This window comes from uncultured Algibacter sp., assembly GCF_963976535.1.
Lineage (GTDB): Bacteria > Bacteroidota > Bacteroidia > Flavobacteriales > Flavobacteriaceae > Algibacter_B.
Genome location: NZ_CAXBLF010000064.1, coordinates 1 through 16,748, shown reverse-complemented (window position 1 = coordinate 16,748; position 16,748 = coordinate 1). Strand labels below are relative to the sequence as shown.

Annotated in this window: 18 protein-coding genes; 8 read left to right on the top strand and 10 right to left on the bottom strand. The window is 31.3% G+C overall.

The features are described 5' to 3' along the window. Positions 1–339: 339 nt before the first annotated feature. The 3 genes from AAC024_RS13720 to AAC024_RS13710 all read right to left on the bottom strand — a co-directional run bounded on the left by AAC024_RS13720 (position 340) and on the right by AAC024_RS13710 (position 2,573). Positions 340–1,251 carry an alpha/beta fold hydrolase gene (locus tag AAC024_RS13720; RefSeq protein ID WP_339896056.1) on the bottom strand — a complete coding sequence of 304 codons (912 nt, stop codon included), beginning with the start codon at positions 1,249–1,251 and terminating at the stop codon, positions 340–342. Between the two features lie 179 nt (positions 1,252–1,430). Then, positions 1,431–1,994 (bottom strand): hypothetical protein, encoded by a 564-nt coding sequence (locus AAC024_RS13715; protein WP_339896055.1) that lies wholly within the window; start codon positions 1,992–1,994, stop codon positions 1,431–1,433. A 186-nt stretch (positions 1,995–2,180) separates the two neighbouring features. Continuing rightward, on the bottom strand, positions 2,181–2,573 hold the full coding sequence (locus AAC024_RS13710) for a MotA/TolQ/ExbB proton channel family protein (RefSeq protein ID WP_339896054.1): 393 nt from the start codon (positions 2,571–2,573) through the stop codon (positions 2,181–2,183). Between the two features lie 361 nt (positions 2,574–2,934). Here AAC024_RS13710 and AAC024_RS13705 point away from each other — a divergent pair, with 361 nt between their 5' ends. Further along, a complete protein-coding gene (locus AAC024_RS13705; RefSeq protein WP_339896053.1) occupies positions 2,935–3,987 on the top strand; it encodes a histidine kinase in 1,053 nt (350 codons plus the stop codon). Positions 3,988–3,990: 3 nt separating this feature from the next. Then, positions 3,991–4,707: a LytTR family DNA-binding domain-containing protein gene (locus tag AAC024_RS13700; RefSeq protein WP_339896052.1), complete on the top strand. Its 717-nt coding sequence runs from the start codon at positions 3,991–3,993 to the stop codon at positions 4,705–4,707. A 167-nt stretch (positions 4,708–4,874) separates the two neighbouring features. Here AAC024_RS13700 and AAC024_RS13695 read toward each other — a convergent pair whose 3' ends face one another. The 4 genes from AAC024_RS13695 to AAC024_RS13680 form a co-directional block, all read right to left on the bottom strand. Next, positions 4,875–5,408, bottom strand: coding sequence for a sigma-70 family RNA polymerase sigma factor (locus tag AAC024_RS13695; protein WP_339896051.1), 534 nt, complete (start codon positions 5,406–5,408; stop codon positions 4,875–4,877). Positions 5,409–5,764: 356 nt separating this feature from the next. Further along, positions 5,765–6,592, bottom strand: coding sequence for a mechanosensitive ion channel domain-containing protein (locus AAC024_RS13690; RefSeq protein WP_339896050.1), 828 nt, complete (start codon positions 6,590–6,592; stop codon positions 5,765–5,767). A 40-nt stretch (positions 6,593–6,632) separates the two neighbouring features. Beyond that, on the bottom strand, positions 6,633–6,812 hold the full coding sequence (locus AAC024_RS13685) for a hypothetical protein (RefSeq protein ID WP_339896049.1): 180 nt from the start codon (positions 6,810–6,812) through the stop codon (positions 6,633–6,635). Then, positions 6,812–7,390, bottom strand: a complete 579-nt coding sequence (locus AAC024_RS13680) for an RNA polymerase sigma factor (RefSeq protein ID WP_339896048.1) — start codon at positions 7,388–7,390, stop codon at positions 6,812–6,814. Before AAC024_RS13680 ends, AAC024_RS13685 begins: the two co-directional genes overlap by 1 nt. 341 nt (positions 7,391–7,731) lie before the next feature. Here AAC024_RS13680 and AAC024_RS13675 point away from each other — a divergent pair, with 341 nt between their 5' ends. After that, a complete protein-coding gene (locus AAC024_RS13675; RefSeq protein ID WP_339896047.1) occupies positions 7,732–8,514 on the top strand; it encodes a S1/P1 nuclease in 783 nt (260 codons plus the stop codon). Between the two features lie 87 nt (positions 8,515–8,601). Here AAC024_RS13675 and lpdA read toward each other — a convergent pair whose 3' ends face one another. Together lpdA and AAC024_RS13665 are read right to left on the bottom strand one after the other, a co-directional pair. Continuing rightward, a complete protein-coding gene (gene lpdA, locus AAC024_RS13670; RefSeq protein ID WP_339896046.1) occupies positions 8,602–10,002 on the bottom strand; it encodes a dihydrolipoyl dehydrogenase in 1,401 nt (466 codons plus the stop codon). 93 nt (positions 10,003–10,095) lie between these two features. After that, the gene (locus AAC024_RS13665; RefSeq protein ID WP_339896045.1) at positions 10,096–11,688 is read right to left on the bottom strand and encodes a S41 family peptidase; all 1,593 of its coding nucleotides are present in this window, start codon (positions 11,686–11,688) and stop codon (positions 10,096–10,098) included. Between the two features lie 110 nt (positions 11,689–11,798). Between AAC024_RS13665 and smpB the strand changes: the two genes are divergently transcribed. From smpB to AAC024_RS13650, 3 genes are all read left to right on the top strand, one after another. After that, entirely contained in the window at positions 11,799–12,257 is a 459-nt protein-coding gene (gene smpB, locus AAC024_RS13660) for an SsrA-binding protein SmpB (protein ID WP_339896044.1), read from the top strand. A 206-nt stretch (positions 12,258–12,463) separates the two neighbouring features. Then, entirely contained in the window at positions 12,464–13,015 is a 552-nt protein-coding gene (locus tag AAC024_RS13655; RefSeq protein ID WP_339896043.1) for a hypothetical protein, read from the top strand. Between the two features lie 77 nt (positions 13,016–13,092). Next, a complete protein-coding gene (locus AAC024_RS13650) occupies positions 13,093–13,701 on the top strand; it encodes a methyltransferase domain-containing protein (RefSeq protein WP_339896042.1) in 609 nt (202 codons plus the stop codon). Positions 13,702–13,891: 190 nt separating this feature from the next. Here AAC024_RS13650 and AAC024_RS13645 read toward each other — a convergent pair whose 3' ends face one another. Next, positions 13,892–14,533 (bottom strand): protein-L-isoaspartate(D-aspartate) O-methyltransferase, encoded by a 642-nt coding sequence (locus tag AAC024_RS13645; RefSeq protein WP_339896041.1) that lies wholly within the window; start codon positions 14,531–14,533, stop codon positions 13,892–13,894. Between the two features lie 158 nt (positions 14,534–14,691). Between AAC024_RS13645 and AAC024_RS13640 the strand changes: the two genes are divergently transcribed. Both AAC024_RS13640 and AAC024_RS13635 read left to right on the top strand, forming a co-directional pair. Beyond that, on the top strand, positions 14,692–15,651 hold the full coding sequence (locus AAC024_RS13640) for a Gfo/Idh/MocA family oxidoreductase (protein ID WP_339896040.1): 960 nt from the start codon (positions 14,692–14,694) through the stop codon (positions 15,649–15,651). A gap of 122 nt (positions 15,652–15,773) precedes the next feature. Further along, a complete protein-coding gene (locus AAC024_RS13635; RefSeq protein WP_339896039.1) occupies positions 15,774–16,664 on the top strand; it encodes a 3-hydroxybutyryl-CoA dehydrogenase in 891 nt (296 codons plus the stop codon). Positions 16,665–16,748 lie beyond the last annotated feature (84 nt).

Below are 16,748 nucleotides of genomic sequence, written 5' to 3'. Positions count from 1 at the left end.
GGAAACTAAGTGGAGGTTTTATTTCTTCTTAATTATAGAATTTTGTTTCTTACTCAGAACGCCACTAAGTACAACTTAGCGGTAGCGGGGGTAGCGGGGGCCTAAAAGTGAATAAAACCAGTTTGAAATGTACTTTTACGACTTGTAAAAAACAATAATCGGAGAAAAAAGATATCTTTTATAAGAAATCACCAAACTTCTTACCTAAGTGAAAGGTTTCTTACCTCAACTATCCATACAAAACTTGTCGAATTCCCCCTTATCTATGACGAATCAGTCAACAGGCATATAGCGTCGGCCTATCGGCACGCCATATGCTTAGTTATTGTGTAGAGTTTTTTACTTTTTGTTTAATGATTTAATCACATCTGAAATAAATTCTTCAGGTAAATAATGTCCTGATTCGTAGAATTTCAATGTTTTGGATTTAATCTCGATGTTATTATAAAAATCTTGTGCCTCCTTTTCAGTATACCAACCATCTTTTGTTCCCATAAGTAAAGTAATAGGTGCTTTTTGTAAAGGCGCATATATTTCACTTGAAAAGTGTTCCTCCACCTTTTTAGCATTCTCCTCATTGAGTCCTAAACTCATACCTGCCTTAATTGTATTTCCCAAAGGTGCTACGCAAGCAACTATGCGGTTCAATCTGTCATCAACTGAATTTAAATAAATAGCCATTAATCCACCCATACTGTACCCAACTACATCAAAAGTAATCTGCTCCTCTTTCGAAAATGATTGCATATAGTCCATTATTACTCTAATATCTTTAACAGTAGTTGACCAAAGGTTGTGTATTTTTTGTACATCTTGTGTTGAGAAAAATGAAATTGGAGATGCAAAGTCGGCTTCATAACTTCTTTCTCCGTGATATTTAGCATCAGGTATTATAACATTGTAGCCGATTGACACTAATGAATCTTTTAATTTTACATATTTTTTAGACAGGCTTGATGTTGGATTAACCCAATTTTCTTTACTTCCAGTTATGCCGTGAAGGAGTATAACAAACTTGTTTGTTTTATTAATTTCTGGCTTAATAACATAGAATGGAACTCTAGAATCAAATGCGTCTATGACAATTTTTTCAAACATAGAGCCATCATCTGAAGTATTACTTTCAGCAACTTTAGCATTGTATTCTACTTTTGGATAATAACTTAAATAGGTAATTTCTTCTTGTGCAAAGGAAATGGAACTAATTAAAATTAGTCCAAAAATGATTAGTAGAGTTCTGATTATGCTCATAACATATTATTGATTTAGTTTTTTTTAAAATTCTACCCAACTTTAATGATATGACGTCGTTTTAATGAATTATATCAGTGTTTCTTACTCGGAACGCCACTAAGTACAACTTAGCGGTAGCGGGGGTAAATTATTTGAATTAGGTGTTGTACTTTATTGGCAATAGTTTTTATTAATTACTACCCTTCATCTTTCAAAATTTCTGTTTTAGCAATGATTCTTTCTCCAGCACTTGCCATAAACTCTATGTGATTTTGATATTGATTTTTACTATTTTTATTTACTTCATTAATTGATTTGTTAATGTAATTCTTGAATTTATTTGAAAAACCAAATTCTGAATTATTCTTCCAGAAGACTTGTACACCTGGTAATGATAACCACCAATTAAGAGAGTCTTTCAATCCTTTTGCTATATCATCATCCATATCATTACTTTGATTCCTTTGAAATGCAACTTCGTAACCTATAAAATAGGCGAAGGCAAAATTGGAAAAACGAAAATACTCGTTTGGGGTCATTTTAGATTTTGCGGATAGACCTTGAGCAACAATGTACGATAGCCCTTTGTCAGATGCCAATTTTAAAGTTAATTCAGAACGAAATTTAGACATATCCAAATACATTTCTTTCTTGTTTTGTATTCTAGTATTTCGTATTTGAACACCCAAATAAATGATAGAAATTATTACAGCTAATGCGGCTATAATCTCTGCTATAAAATATAATTGTTCTAAATTCATATTAATTATTGCCAACTTTAATGATATGACGTCGTTTTAATGACTTTTATCAGTCGATAAGCCAAGTTAGAATTTTCTTGCCAAAAAATCAATACGTACTTGTACTTAATTATAAACAAAAAATCCCTTTTTCAAATACATGAAAAAGATATTTTATATGGATTGAAAAAGAACCGCTAACTGATACTAACTTTTTTGTAACGCTTTTAAAATAATAATGCCAATTCTTGGAAGAATAAAAGTAACAGCACCAAAAACAGTTGTTAAGAACGACACTTTTAGTCCAGCAGCCATCATACCTGAACTAATATCGCCCATAGACTCAATAGCATCAAACGCAGTAATCATGCCTATAATAGATCCTAAAAAGCCAATTACCAAACCTAGAATGCTAGCATCTGATGCTAAACCGGTCATTTTTTTTGATTTAAGCACGTTCTTTTTAAGATTTACAAAACCCATAACAACAAAAGACAAAGCTAGTAAAAGACATATTAAAATAAGAGACATAAATAATGGTCCGCCTTCCATAAATCTATCTACAAAAGGATTCAACGCTATAACTGATAATAAATTCATAATAAATGGTTTTAATTAAACATGCTACAAACTTATAGCCTTTACGTCCTCCATAAATTAAAATGCGACAGATGACTAATTTAGCAATTAAATTAACATCAGGTTAAAACTGATACTAATCCTGTTATTCGTCTACAAAATCTTTGTTAGCTCTAAATTTATAGTATTATTGTAGTATAACCTGTTGTGCATTTCGATTTATTAAGCTAAACTAAATGTCAGTTCGAGTGACCCCCATGTTTTGAGGGGTTGTATCGAGAACAGGTTTTGAAACGGCAAATTTTATTCTCGATACAAATTTCACTCATAAAAATGAGTAAAATTCACTCGAATTGACAAATTTCCCTATAGTATTAAAGTAATGTTAAAAAGACAATTCATTTTAAAAAAAATAGGGCAGATTATTCTCCACATTATGTTTTGGTGTGGCGTCTTGTTATTTTACACCTACTTTTTTGGTGTAGATAGTAGCGATTTTAGTTACGTTTTATCATTCTCTTTATTTTTAATGCCCATTACTATTGCAACAACCTATGTTTTTATTTATAAAATAATTCCTGAATATCTTATTACAAAACGTTACTTTTTGTTTGGGTTGTATAGTTTATATACCCTAATTATTTCGGCTTATCTTATTGTTATTTCGGTATTCTATGGTCTTGTTTATCTCTCAAATTTTGAGTATTCAAACATGGCGCCGATTAGTAAAAGCTTATTATTTGTTGCTATTGCTGTTTACTTGGTGGTTATTATTGTTAGTGCGTTTAAACTTTTAAAACTAAATTTAAAACACACTGAAGAAGCCAAAAAACTAGAAACTAAAATTTTAGAAACGCAACTAAAATTAAAAGAGCAAGAGTTGAATTATTTGAAGATGCAAATTCATCCCCACTTCCTTTTTAACACCTTAAATACCATGTATGGGTTTGCTTTAAAAAAAGCTGATGAAACTCCTGAAATGATTTTAAAGCTTTCAAACTTGTTGGATTATTTGCTGTATCAAGTAGATAAACCTTTTGTATCTCTTAACGACGAAATAAATCATATTAATGATTACATTGAGTTAGAAAAAATGCGCTTTAATGATAAGCTTCATATTCATTTTGAGACTGAAAACATTTTAGAAGACACCAAAATAGCGCCTATGCTCCTACTGCCATTTGTGGAAAATAGCTTTAAGCATGGGAGTTTAAAAAAAGGTATACTTAATGTTAACATCAAGTTATACTGCGAAATCAAGAGCCTGTTTTTTGAAATTGAAAATACCAGTAACACTAATGCTATTTCAGAAAACGGGATTGGTTTAGAAAACATTAAAAAGCGACTAGATATGATTTATAAAGACCAATACACACTAAATATTAATAATGAAAACGGATTATTTAAAGTAAATTTAAAGCTTAAAACGGTTTAATTGATGCGACAAAACAAAGACATATTATGTATTATAGTTGATGATGAAGCTATTGCTAGAGAAGTCATAGCAACGCATGTATCAAAAATACCTAAAATAAAAATTGTTGCGAGTTGTAGTAATGCTATTGAAGCTTTTAGTGTATTGAGAGCACATAAAATAGACTTGGTGTTCCTTGATATTAATATGCCCGAAATCTCCGGAATATCCTTTGCGAAATCTATTAATAAAGATGTTAAAATAATTTTCACAACGGCCTATCGTGATTTTGCTGTTGAGGGTTTTGAATTGCAAGCTGTAGATTACCTGCTAAAACCAATTTCTTTTGATAGATTACAACAAGCTGTGAATAGTTATTTTGACATACATACAGATTCAAAACATACTGAATATACAGAAACAGCCAACAACGATTTTATGTTTGTACGAGCGGATAGACGTATGGTTAAAATTGATTTTGAATCTATCATCTATATTGAAAGTTATAGTGACTATATTAAAATTCATTTAGCCGATGAAACTATAGTTACCAGAGAAACTATAAGTACCATTGAAGCAAAACTACCAAGTAAATCCTTTTTAAGAATTCATCGTTCTTATATCATAGCATTAAAGCATATTACGTCGTTTACAAACGAAGAAATTACTATAAACAACACCGCTTTAACCATTAGTAGAAGTTATAAAAAGGATGTGTTACGAATTCTGGAAAAATTCTAAAAAAAAATCCCCTTTCAATGCCGAATTTTATCGGGAGAAAAGGGATTATAACATGTAGAGAGTTTTTCAGTTTCAGGAAAAGTAACCAACCAAATTAACCCTAACTTAAAGGTAATCCTGCGTACTTACTTGCTTTCTACAATATCTATATACTTTTTAAATATATTTTATGAAGCATAAGAATAAGCTAGTCGTTCTCGTGCTCTTTTAATTCTCATTTTTACGGCGCTACTACTAATACCCATTAAATTCATCAAGTTTTTAATAGTTAAATCATCCTGATATTTTAATAATAATATTGATCTATCATCAGCAGATATCTTTTTTAGAGCCCTATTTAATTTTTCACCTGAATAATCATCGTCGATCATTTCTATTTCTTCTGAATAATTATCTATTTTATAAGTATCTGTAAGACGTACTTCGTGCTTTTTAAAAGGACTACGAGTTACATAATTCACACAGTGATTATAAGTAAAAGAATAAACCCATGTGGAAAATTTAGAGTTACCTTTAAAACTAGAAAGTTTTACAAATAATTTTAAAAAAATATCCTGAGTTAAATCTTTCGCTTCATCTTCATTATTTACAAAAGAGTAACATTTATTATAAATGTTTTTTGAAAATCTATCATATAAAATTCCAAAAAGTTTTGCGTCGTTACTACTAACAATTTTTGATACTAATTCTTCGTCTGTCAAAACTAAATCGAGTTAAGGTTATTATTAACCCAATATTATCGTATTACATACATTTTGAATTTTTATATAAAAAAAATCAGAACATATCGATTAAAGACTTAATTAATCGATTAAGCATAAAAATACGAGTAGGAATAACCCTGTTTTATAGATAGTCATAAAAAATTGAATTTTAAATTTAACTATTCACACAATTAAATTTGCCCTTTTGTTGTAGATATAAAGGTTTATGTCTTAACAAAAAAGAACCCTTTTCCTCTCGATGAACACGAGATTAATGAAAAGGGTTTATAACATGTAGAGAGTTTTTCGGTTTACAGAAAAATAACTAACCAAATTTTAACCCTAACTTATAGTTAATCCTGTATCCTTACTTGACTCTCTACAATATCTTTAATTGGCACTATTAATTTTCCTTCTTTTGTTTTTATTGTTACTGTTATGCCATCGATAGATTCAACTTCGCCTTTAATGCTGTTAAACTCTATTTTCTGCCCTATTTCATAGGTTTTTCTCGTATAAAATGTTCTTAATAAATCGCCCACTACTTTTTGAGCTCCAAAACCCAATGCTAATGCGAATGCTAATAAAAACGCTGCTAAAATCATTGTTAAGTTACTTGTAACAATTTCAGTATCAATTCCAGCTTGGTTTAACGCAGTAATAGAAACAAAAATCAAAATGATAAAAAAGACCACTTGACTTATTATTTTGGCTCCAGATAAATCCATAGATACAAAAAATGATTTTAAGCCTTTTTTAATAAGATTTGCTAAAATTAATCCAACAGTAAATATGACTAACGCAGCAAATAATTGAGGCAAATAGGTTAACAAGTTACTAATCTGTGCAGAAATCATGGTTAAATTCATAATGTCTGATGCCATTATCAATAGCATGATATACATAATCCACTTCACAAAATTTGATACTACTTTTACGGTATCAAAGTTTAGTTTTTTACCTTCAACAATCTCGATTTCATTTATAGCATCATCTAACTTATTAGCCTTTGCTAGTTTTAAAGCCTTTTTAATGATTTTAACAATAAGCTTTGTTAAAAGCCAGCCAAAAACCAGCACAATTATGGTTCCTATAATATTAGGGAAGATTTTAGAAATTTCTAGCCACATTGTTGATAAAGATTCCATGGCCATATCTTTCCATTGTGTCGCTTTTTCCATTGTTATTCTATTTTAGTTAGGGTTATTAAGGTATTGTAATCTATTTGTTGGTTTTTCTACTTCGTATTACGGTTTCAATAACATCACCAATATTATATGAAAACAGAGCAGCCAGCTCCATTATGAGTTTTGCCATAGCAATGTCACTCATAACCTTCGCTTTAAGCTCCTGCGGAACTTCCTTAAGCGGCTGGTTTATATGTTTGAATGGATTATCCATTAATTTTGGTTTTTGTTATACACGGTTATAAGCTTGTCTTTTGCGCGCTTAATTCTCATTTTAACTGCGCTTTCTCCAATACCAAGAGCGCTTTCAATTTCCTTTATAGAAAGAAAATCTTGGTATTTTAACAATAAAATCATTTTCTCCCCAGGAGATATAAGCTCCAATGCTACTTTTAACTTTTCAATTTTCATGTTTAGAAAACTATTATCGTCTTCATCATAATCATCAGAAAGGTTCTCTATATCTTTATAATCAACCGACTGCTTTTCAAATTTCTTAGCCGTATTTCTAGTTACATAATTTACACAATGGTTATAAGTAAACGCATACAACCACGTTGAAAACTTCGCTTTCGCTTTAAAACTAGCCAATTTAACAAAGAGTTTTAAAAAAACATCTTGTGTTAAATCTTTGGCTTCGTCTTCATCTTTTGCAAAACCATAGCACTTGTTATACACTAATCTGGCGTATCGATCATATAAAACCTCGAAAAGCAATGTGTTATTTGTACTCACAATTGCTTCTACTAGATGTTCATCAGATAGTTTATTATTCTTGTCTAGGGTTTTCAAATTTAGCTTTCGCTATTTAGTTGTTATAATGTTTAAGACACGTTCTTATTTATAAAGTCACATGATATTCAAAAAATAATTTTTCACTTTAAACCCTTTATTATTAAATACGCATTTGTTAGGCAAAAGTTTTTTTGCTAGAAACAAAATCAAGTAAAGCATTAAACTTTTGTTAACTCTAGTTTTAATTTATATTCTTAAGTCTGATATTTATAAATTAGCCAAAAATTAAGTTTATGAATCGAGCATGCTAAAGGCACTATCACTCAATGAAATGATTAATAGCGAACAGCATGTGACTCCCGATAACGATCGGGATAAAAAACAATAAATACAAACACATGAAATTAGTTTACACCTTCCTTTTAGCTGCCCTTTTTGTTTTACCCTTAAAAAGCTATGCAGCTGTTAATTTTTGGGGAGCAACAGGACATCGTGTTGTTGGAAAAATAGCAGACAACCACTTAAATGGTAAAACAAAAAGAGAAGTAAAACGCTTATTAAATAGAAAATCACTGGCTTTTGTTTCTACGTTTGCTGATGAGATAAAATCTGATAGACGCTACAATGAATTCTATACATGGCACTATATTAATATGCCATTAGATGAAAACTATGAAAACTCTAAAAAGAATAGCAAAGGTGATTTAGTTACTGGTATTGCATATTGTAAAAAAGTTATCCTTGATAAAAATGCTTCAGATGATGATAAAGCCTTTTACTTAAAACTCTTAATTCATTTAATTGGCGATTTGCACCAACCCATGCATGTTGGGTTACAAGAAGATAAAGGCGGTAATGACTTTAAAGTACAGTGGTTTTATGAAGATTCTAATATGCATAGAGTTTGGGACAGTGAAATGATTGATAAATATAATATGACATATAGCGAATTAGCTGAAAATGAAGATGTGCTCTCAAAAAAACAAGTAAAAGCTATTCAAAAAGGTTCAATTATAGATTGGGTAAATGAAACACATCAATTAACAAAAAAAGTATATGTTTCTGCCAAACCTGATGAGAATTTAAAATATCGTTATTCTTACGACCATTTTAAAACGGTTAGAAGTCAGTTACAAATTGCTGGTATTAGGTTGGCTAAAGTTTTGAATGATTTGTTTTAAAATTAAACTTATTTAAAAAAGTAAAAGGCTGTCTTGAATTCAAGACAGCCTTTTACTTTTTATGATTTCTGCTTAAGCAGGAATTAGTTAAATATGCAATGCTCGATCTTCAGTAGCCGCTAAAGCTGCTTCTTTAATAGCTTCTGTGAACGTTGGGTGCGCATGAGACATTCGAGCTACATCTTCAGCAGATGCTCTGAATTCCATAGCTACAACTGCTTCAGCAATCATATCTGCTGCACGAGCTCCAATCATGTGTACGCCTAAAATTTCATCTGTTGTTTTATCAGCAAGAATTTTAACGAAACCATCTAAATCCATACTCGCTCTACTTCTACCTAAAGCACGCATTGGGAATGATCCAACTTTGTAATCCACGCCTGCTTCTTTAAGTTCTTCTTCTGTTTTTCCAACTGCAGCAACTTCTGGCCATGTGTAAACAACACCTGGAATTAAATTGTAATCTATATGTGGTTTTTGTCCTGCTAAAGTTTCAGCTACAAAAACGCCTTCTTCTTCAGCTTTATGCGCTAACATCGCACCTTTTACAACATCTCCAATAGCATATATATTTGAAGCACTAGTTTGTAAATGTTCGTTAACTTCTACTCTGCCTCTATCATCTAACTTCACACCAGCAGCTTCAGTATTTAAACCGTCAGTATAAGGTTTACGACCAACTGACACTAAACAGTAGTCACCTTTAAATTCTACTTCTTCACCTTTCTTATTATCGGCTTTCACAATAACTTCATCGCCTTTGCGGGCAACAGATTTCACTTTGTGAGATACTTGCATTTTAAATTTAGCTTTCTTGAAAACTTTATTTAGTTCTTTAGATAAACCCGCATCCATAGTTGGAATGATTCTATCCATATATTCTACAACAGTAACCTCAGCACCTAAACGTCTGTAAACTTGCCCTAATTCTAAACCAATAACACCACCTCCAATAACAATCATGTGCTTTGGAATTTCTTTAAGCTTTAAAGCTTCTGTAGATGTAATAATACGTTCTTTATCAAGCTTTATAAATGGTAAGTTTGATGGTTTACTACCTGTTGCAATAATGGTGTTTTTTGCTTCAATCTCGGTAGTATCTTCACCTTTAATCGTGATATGAGTAGCATCTTTAAAGCTCCCTAAACCTTGATACACATCAATTTTATTTTTCTTCATTAAAAAATCAATACCACCTGTCGTTTGATCAACAACTGCTTGTTTACGAGCAATCATTTTCTCTAAATTCACTTTTACCTCTCCAGGCACTTCAATACCATGCTCCTCAAAATGCTTAACGGCATCATCATAATGATGTGACGAATCTAAAAGTGCTTTACTTGGAATGCAACCCACATTTAAACAAGTACCTCCTAATGTTGAGTATTTTTCTATAATGGCGGTTTTCATGCCTAATTGTGCGCAACGAATGGCTGCTACATATCCTCCAGGACCAGAACCGATAATGGCTACATCGTATGAATTCATATAATAATATTGAAATTTTTATTTTAACAATGAAAATCAAAAATACGAATTTAGATTCAAGGTTTTAAAGGATTTACAGTTTTTTTGAGGAAATTAGTCTTGCTTATAAATATCTTTTAAAACCCACTCTAATTCGGTGTCAATATTTGATTGAGTATCTTTTAAATTAGGTAAAATCTCAACATCTGGTTTAATACCATAACCATCTGGACTTTGTTTTTGAGGTGCTTCTATTTGCATTAAACCCATCCTCACTTTTATTTTAGAAGTTGGCAGTTCATAAATTTTATAAATCCCTGCTACTGTACCATTATAAGCACCTCCTGTTTCTTCGCCTACAAAAGTAGCACGTTTATTCGCTTTTAAATGTGTAGATAACAATGAAGATGCAGAAAATGAATTTCCATTTATAAGCACATACATTCTGTTTTTATAGTTTAACTCATTTGGGGGTTTTATTTTGGTATGCTGATTAAATTTATAATACAGTTTTCCATCTCTTTTTCTTGTTTTAAGAAGATTATGAGTTGCAACAATTGGGTATAATAAAGCACTTGCAACCTTTAGACTATTTGGTGTGGTATTAGCCATAATAGACTTTAAAAATGGTGTTCTACTTGTAACTTCACTTTCTGTAATAAATTGATAGTCTTTATCAGTTAAATAGGAATACAGATAGTCAATTTCAGAAATACGTCCTCCGCCATTATCTCTTAAGTCTAAAATAAAATGTTTGGTTTTTGCTGAATCTATTTTTGAAAAACTGGCCTTGTAAAATTTCTTGTAATTGCCGTTGGTAAAACTTCGTAACTTCATGTACGCCACTGCGCTATCTTTACCTTTAAAACTAAAATTGCGTGTATATTGATTTCGCTTTCCTAAATAACCGTATTTTTTGTTATCCTTTTTTCGTTTTCTTTTAGCTAGTTTATTGGCTTTCTTTTCTTCTTTTGAAAGTTTTTTTAGTTTTACTTTTTCTGCTAAAGTGGTATCTGCTAGTTTTTCTTTCTTCTCCTTTTTATCAATGCGTTTAAACATTTTAGTAAACAACGAATCCTTAGATTTAAAGGCAACTTTCAAACTATCAACATACCCTTTGTCTCTGTAATAAAAAACTGAAAATCCTTTAGACACAAGCCTGTTGTGAAGCGTTGTATTATAGCCATCAGACGAGAGACGTGTCTTATAGGTTTCAACTAATTTGGAAGCTGGTTCCTCATTTATACTTACTATTTCATTTCCTACCAAGGTAGAATCTTTGCCTCTATAATCTTTCACCCAAAGCTTACCTTCTAAATAATCAAAATCTAAATCATAAAATTCAAATTTTTTCTTTTTAAGTTGTTTTCTTTCTTTTTTAGTAAACCACTTGCTTGCAGAACTTACAGAAACATGACCTTGTTTTACGTAAACAACAACAGGAGCTATTTTTTTATAGAATGCTCTTGAATCAATCGGCGTAGTTATAGATGTTTTTAAACTATCAAACTTAAAATCTAATTTTGCTTTAGAAGTATATTGATACAATTTAGGATGATGCCGTTTTAATTGTTGGTATAACTTATCAACATCATTATGTAATTCGGCAACGCTGTGTAATTTGGTGATTTGCTCGTTATGTTTTTTAGCGCTTTTGCATGAGAACAACACAGTCAATAAAAAAAACGATAAAAAAAACTTCTTCATATAGGCTAAAATAGGAATATTTGTCTAATCATAAAACGGATTAATGTTTCTTTAACTTTTGAATAAATTCAAATGAAATTCTCACAATAATTTATGTAGTTTTGTGCTTCATGCAAAAAAACATAAACATACAGAATAAGAAAGCACGCTTTCAATATGAAATTTTAGATAAGTACACCGCTGGAATTGTGTTAACTGGTACCGAAATAAAATCTATTAGAAGTGGCAAAGCTTCTATTACTGAAAGCTTTTGTGAGTTTAGCGAAAACGGAGAGCTTTTTGTAGTGAATATGACCATTCAAGAATATGCTTTTGGAAATTATTACAACCATAAACCTAAAGCGACTAGAAAGTTACTTTTAAATAAAAAAGAGCTTAAGAAACTTAATAAAGCAGTTCAGAACACAGGGCTCACTATTATCCCCTTACGATTGTTTATTAATGATAAAGGCTATGCAAAACTAAATATTGCGTTGGCGAAAGGTAAAAAATTGTTTGATAAGCGTGAGACTATAAAAGATAGAGACAATAAGCGCGATCTTGATAGAATCAAGAAAATTTATAAATAGCATATGTTATGCTTAGATTACCATTTTATTCATTGTTTTACATTTCATAATAATGAATTCATGAATCTTTCGATTTCATGGGAATGACAAATTCAATTGAAACCTCAATAAAAATTGAGGAAAGCTTTTAAATTTTAAGCGTTCATTAACGCTTTAAATTATTGAAATTCTCTAATTTACCAATGAACTCATTTAAATTTTTTATTATGAAAAAACTATTAACATTTCTATTAATTGGTGCTTTGTCTTTCAATATTCAGGCACAAGAAAAATCAAAAAAAGAGAGTGAAGCCGATTTTGAATTTGAAATTGACAGCACTTCCGTTTTAACTTTAGATAGTACTATTAAAAACTTATACGCCGTTATTTCAGGTGAAAAAGGAGTAAAAAGAAATTGGAAGCAACTAAAATTTCTATTCGCACCCGATGCAAAATTGATTCCTTCAGGTTTTGATAAATCTGAAAATTATAGGGTACGTTACATGACCCCTGATGATTATATTAAAAGTTCTGGAGAGTGGTTGGTTGAAAATGGCTTTTTTGAAAAAGAAATACATCGGAAAACTGACACCTTCGGGAATATCACCCAAGTATTTAGTACTTATGAATCATTCCATAGCGAATCGGATGACATCCCTTTTATGAGAGGCATCAACAGTATTCAATTGCTAAACGATGGTAAACGCTGGTGGGTAGTTAATATTTATTGGGCTCAAGAAACCAAAGACCATCCTATTCCTGAAAAATACTTACCTTAAATAAAACATTTATGCGCATCATAACTTCTATCCTTTATGTTTAAAAACCACAATTTACTACTCTTATTTTTAAGGTTATGTTTAATCAAGACAATTCAAAAGAACAACAACAATACTGGTCTCAACGCTATTTAGAAAATCAAACAGGATGGGATATTGGTGCGCCTTCAACTCCAATTAAACAGTATATTGACCAACTAGAAAATAAGAATTTAAAAATATTAATTCCTGGAGCTGGCAACTCTTATGAAGCAGAATATCTTTTCAAACAAGGATTTAAGCATGTTTCTGTTTTAGATATTTCTAATGAACCTCTTGACGCATTTCGTATTAGAGTTCCAGATTTCCCCTTAAACCAAACGATACAAGGTGATTTTTTCACTCATAAAGGAAACTATGATTTGATTTTGGAGCAAACATTTTTCTGCTCTTTTCCTCCTACAAAATATAATCGGCAACGCTATGCAACTAAAATGTGTGATTTGCTTAATAACAATGGAAAACTAGTTGGTTTATGGTTTAATTTTCCATTAACTGGAGATATGGATAAACGCCCATTTGGAGGTGATAAAGAAGAATATTCAAATTATTTTGACCCATTTTTTAAAATTATATGTTTTGAAGATTGTTATAATTCTATGGAATCAAGAATGGGAAGTGAGCTGTTTGGCATATTTCAAAAATAATGTAGAAGGCAATTAAGTACATGACAAAAATTAATTTTGAGAAATAAACTACTCACAATTTATAAGATAACAAAGACCTGACAGGTTTTCAAAACCTGTCAGGTCTTCTTAACGAAAAAGCCGTAATACAGTATATATGTGCAGTTTAAAGTTCTATTTTAAATTTTTGTCATGTACCAAAAGAAAATAATTAATTTTTATCCTCTAATAAAGGTACAAACCTAAACTCGCCAAATTCTTCCTGATCAAATTTTTTGGGCCCTTTTCTAGTAAACATAGTCATGACTTGCACATCATCCCCAACAGGAATAACAAGCTTGCCTCCTATTTTTAATTGACTAAGCAAAGGTTTAGGCACAAAAGGAGCACCAGCAGTTACAATGATTCCATCAAAAGGCGCTTCTTCTTCTAAACCAATATAACCATCGCCAAAAATCAGTTTTTTAGCACGATATCCTAACTTTGGTAAAAATTTACTGGTTTTTTTAAACAACTCGTTTTGACGTTCAATACTATAAACTTTAGCTCCTAATTCGCATAAAACAGCCGTTTGGTAGCCACTACCCGTTCCTATTTCCAGAATTTTATCACCTTTTTTAATTTGTAATAATTCAGATTGAAAAGCAACTGTGTAAGGTTGAGAAATCGTTTGGTCTGCCGCAATAGGAAACGCTTTATCTTGGTATGCATGGTCTAAAAAACCAGAATCCATAAACAAATGTCTTGGTATCTTCCCTATGGCTTTTAAAACATTTGCATCTGTTATACCTTTGTTTTTTAATATGTTAACAAGTTGCTGTCTTAATCCTTGGTGCTTAAAAGTGTCTTTCAATTATGGTGGCATTTGGTTTGCTAAAATTAGGTAAAGATTTTCAAGCTTAAAACTATTTATTCAGATTTTATTTTTCATAATTATAAACCCAAAATTTTTAGATTAATTACCTAACTTCATGTTTTAAATATCTTATTTTTGTTGAAAACGAAAACATTATGCTAAAAGCTGGAGTTCTTGGTGCTGGTCACTTAGGTAAAATTCATTTAAGACTTCTTAAACAATCTGAAAAATATAATCTTGTAGGGTTCTATGATGCCGATAAAGACAATGGTAAAAAAGTAGAAGCTGAGTTTGGGTATAAGTTTTTCAACTCCATTGATGCATTAATTGATGCTGTTGATATGGTTGATATTGTTACGCCTACACTATCACATTATGATTGTGCAAAACAGGCTATTGCAAAAGGAAAGCATATTTTTATTGAAAAGCCAATTACAAATACCGTTGAAGAAGCTGAACATATTAGAGAACTTTTAGCGGAACATAACTTACGTGGACAAGTAGGTCATGTGGAACGTTTTAATCCTGCATATTTAGCTGTAAAGGATGAAATTAATTCTCCTATGTTTATTGAAACACACCGTTTAGCAGAATTTAATCCCAGAGGCACTGATGTGCCTGTTGTTTTGGATTTAATGATTCATGACATAGATATTATTTTAAGTGTTGTTAAATCTAAAGTTAAAAGCGTTTCAGCAAGTGGTGTTTCAGTTATAAGTGACACACCAGATATTGCTAATGCCAGATTAGAATTTGAAAACGGTTGTGTAGCTAACTTAACAGCAAGTAGAATTTCACTTAAAAAAATGCGTAAAGCACGTTTCTTCCAAAAAGATGCTTACATCTCGGTGGACTTCTTAACTAAAAAATGTGAAGTTGTAAAAATGAAAGACGCTCCAGAAAACCCTGGAGATTTCGATATGATTTTGCAAAATGCTGAAGGTGTTAAAAAGCAAATCTATTTTGATAATCCACCTATACCAGACAATAATTCAATTCTAGATGAATTGGAAACCTTTGCTGATGCAATAAATAATAACACAACGCCTATTGTTACGCTCCATGACGGCACTGAAGCTTTGCGTGTTGCGACTCAAATTATAAATAGTTTTTAATCCCATCTTTTGTCCTTTCCATAGGGAAGGAAACTCTAATGGGTAAAACTTATAATTAAACTAAATTAGACGGTACTATTAACAAAACAGTTTCTCTCCTTTGGAGAGCTTAAGAGAGGATTATGAAAAACATCGCAGTTATTGGAGCAGGCACCATGGGAAATGGTATTGCTCATACCTTTGCCCAAAGTGGGTTTAAAGTGGCACTTATTGATATTAGTGAAGCTTCTATAGAAAAAGGAATAGCTACCATTGTCAAGAATTTAGATAGAATGATTGCTAAAGAAAAAATTTCTGAAGCAGAAAAATCTAAAACTTTAGCCAACATAACTACGCATACTAACATAGCCGAAGGCGTCAAAACCATTGACTTAGTGATTGAAGCGGCCACAGAAAACGTTGATTTAAAACTAAAAATTTTCAAAGAATTAGATAGTACTTGCCCCGAAAAAACAATTTTGGCAACAAACACATCTTCAATTTCTATAACACAAATAGCAGCCGTAACTTCTAGACCAGAAAAGGTAGTTGGGATGCATTTTATGAATCCAGTACCAATTATGAAATTGGTTGAGATTATTAGAGGTTATAATACAAGTGATGACGTTACTAATACCATTATGGCGCTTTCTAAAACCTTAGGCAAAATTCCTGTTGAAGTAAATGACTATCCAGGTTTTGTAGCAAACCGTATTTTAATGCCTATGCTCAATGAATCTATAGAAACATTATACAATGGCGTTGCCAGTGTTGAAGCCATTGATACCGTTATGAAATTAGGTATGGCACACCCTATGGGTCCATTACAGTTAGCAGATTTTATTGGATTAGACGTATGTTTATCAATTTTGAATGTGATGTATGATGGATTTAAAAACCCCAAATACGCACCATGCCCTCTGTTAGTTAACATGGTAAGAGCAGGTAAATTAGGAATAAAATCAGGAGAAGGTTTTTACGATTATTCTGAAAGTAGAAAAGCTGAAAAAATTGCACAGCAATTTTTAAAGTAAACAGTAAACAGTAAACAGTAAACAGTGTTCAGTGTTCAGTGTTCAGTGTTCAGTGTTCAGTGTTCAGTGTTCAGTGTTCAGTGT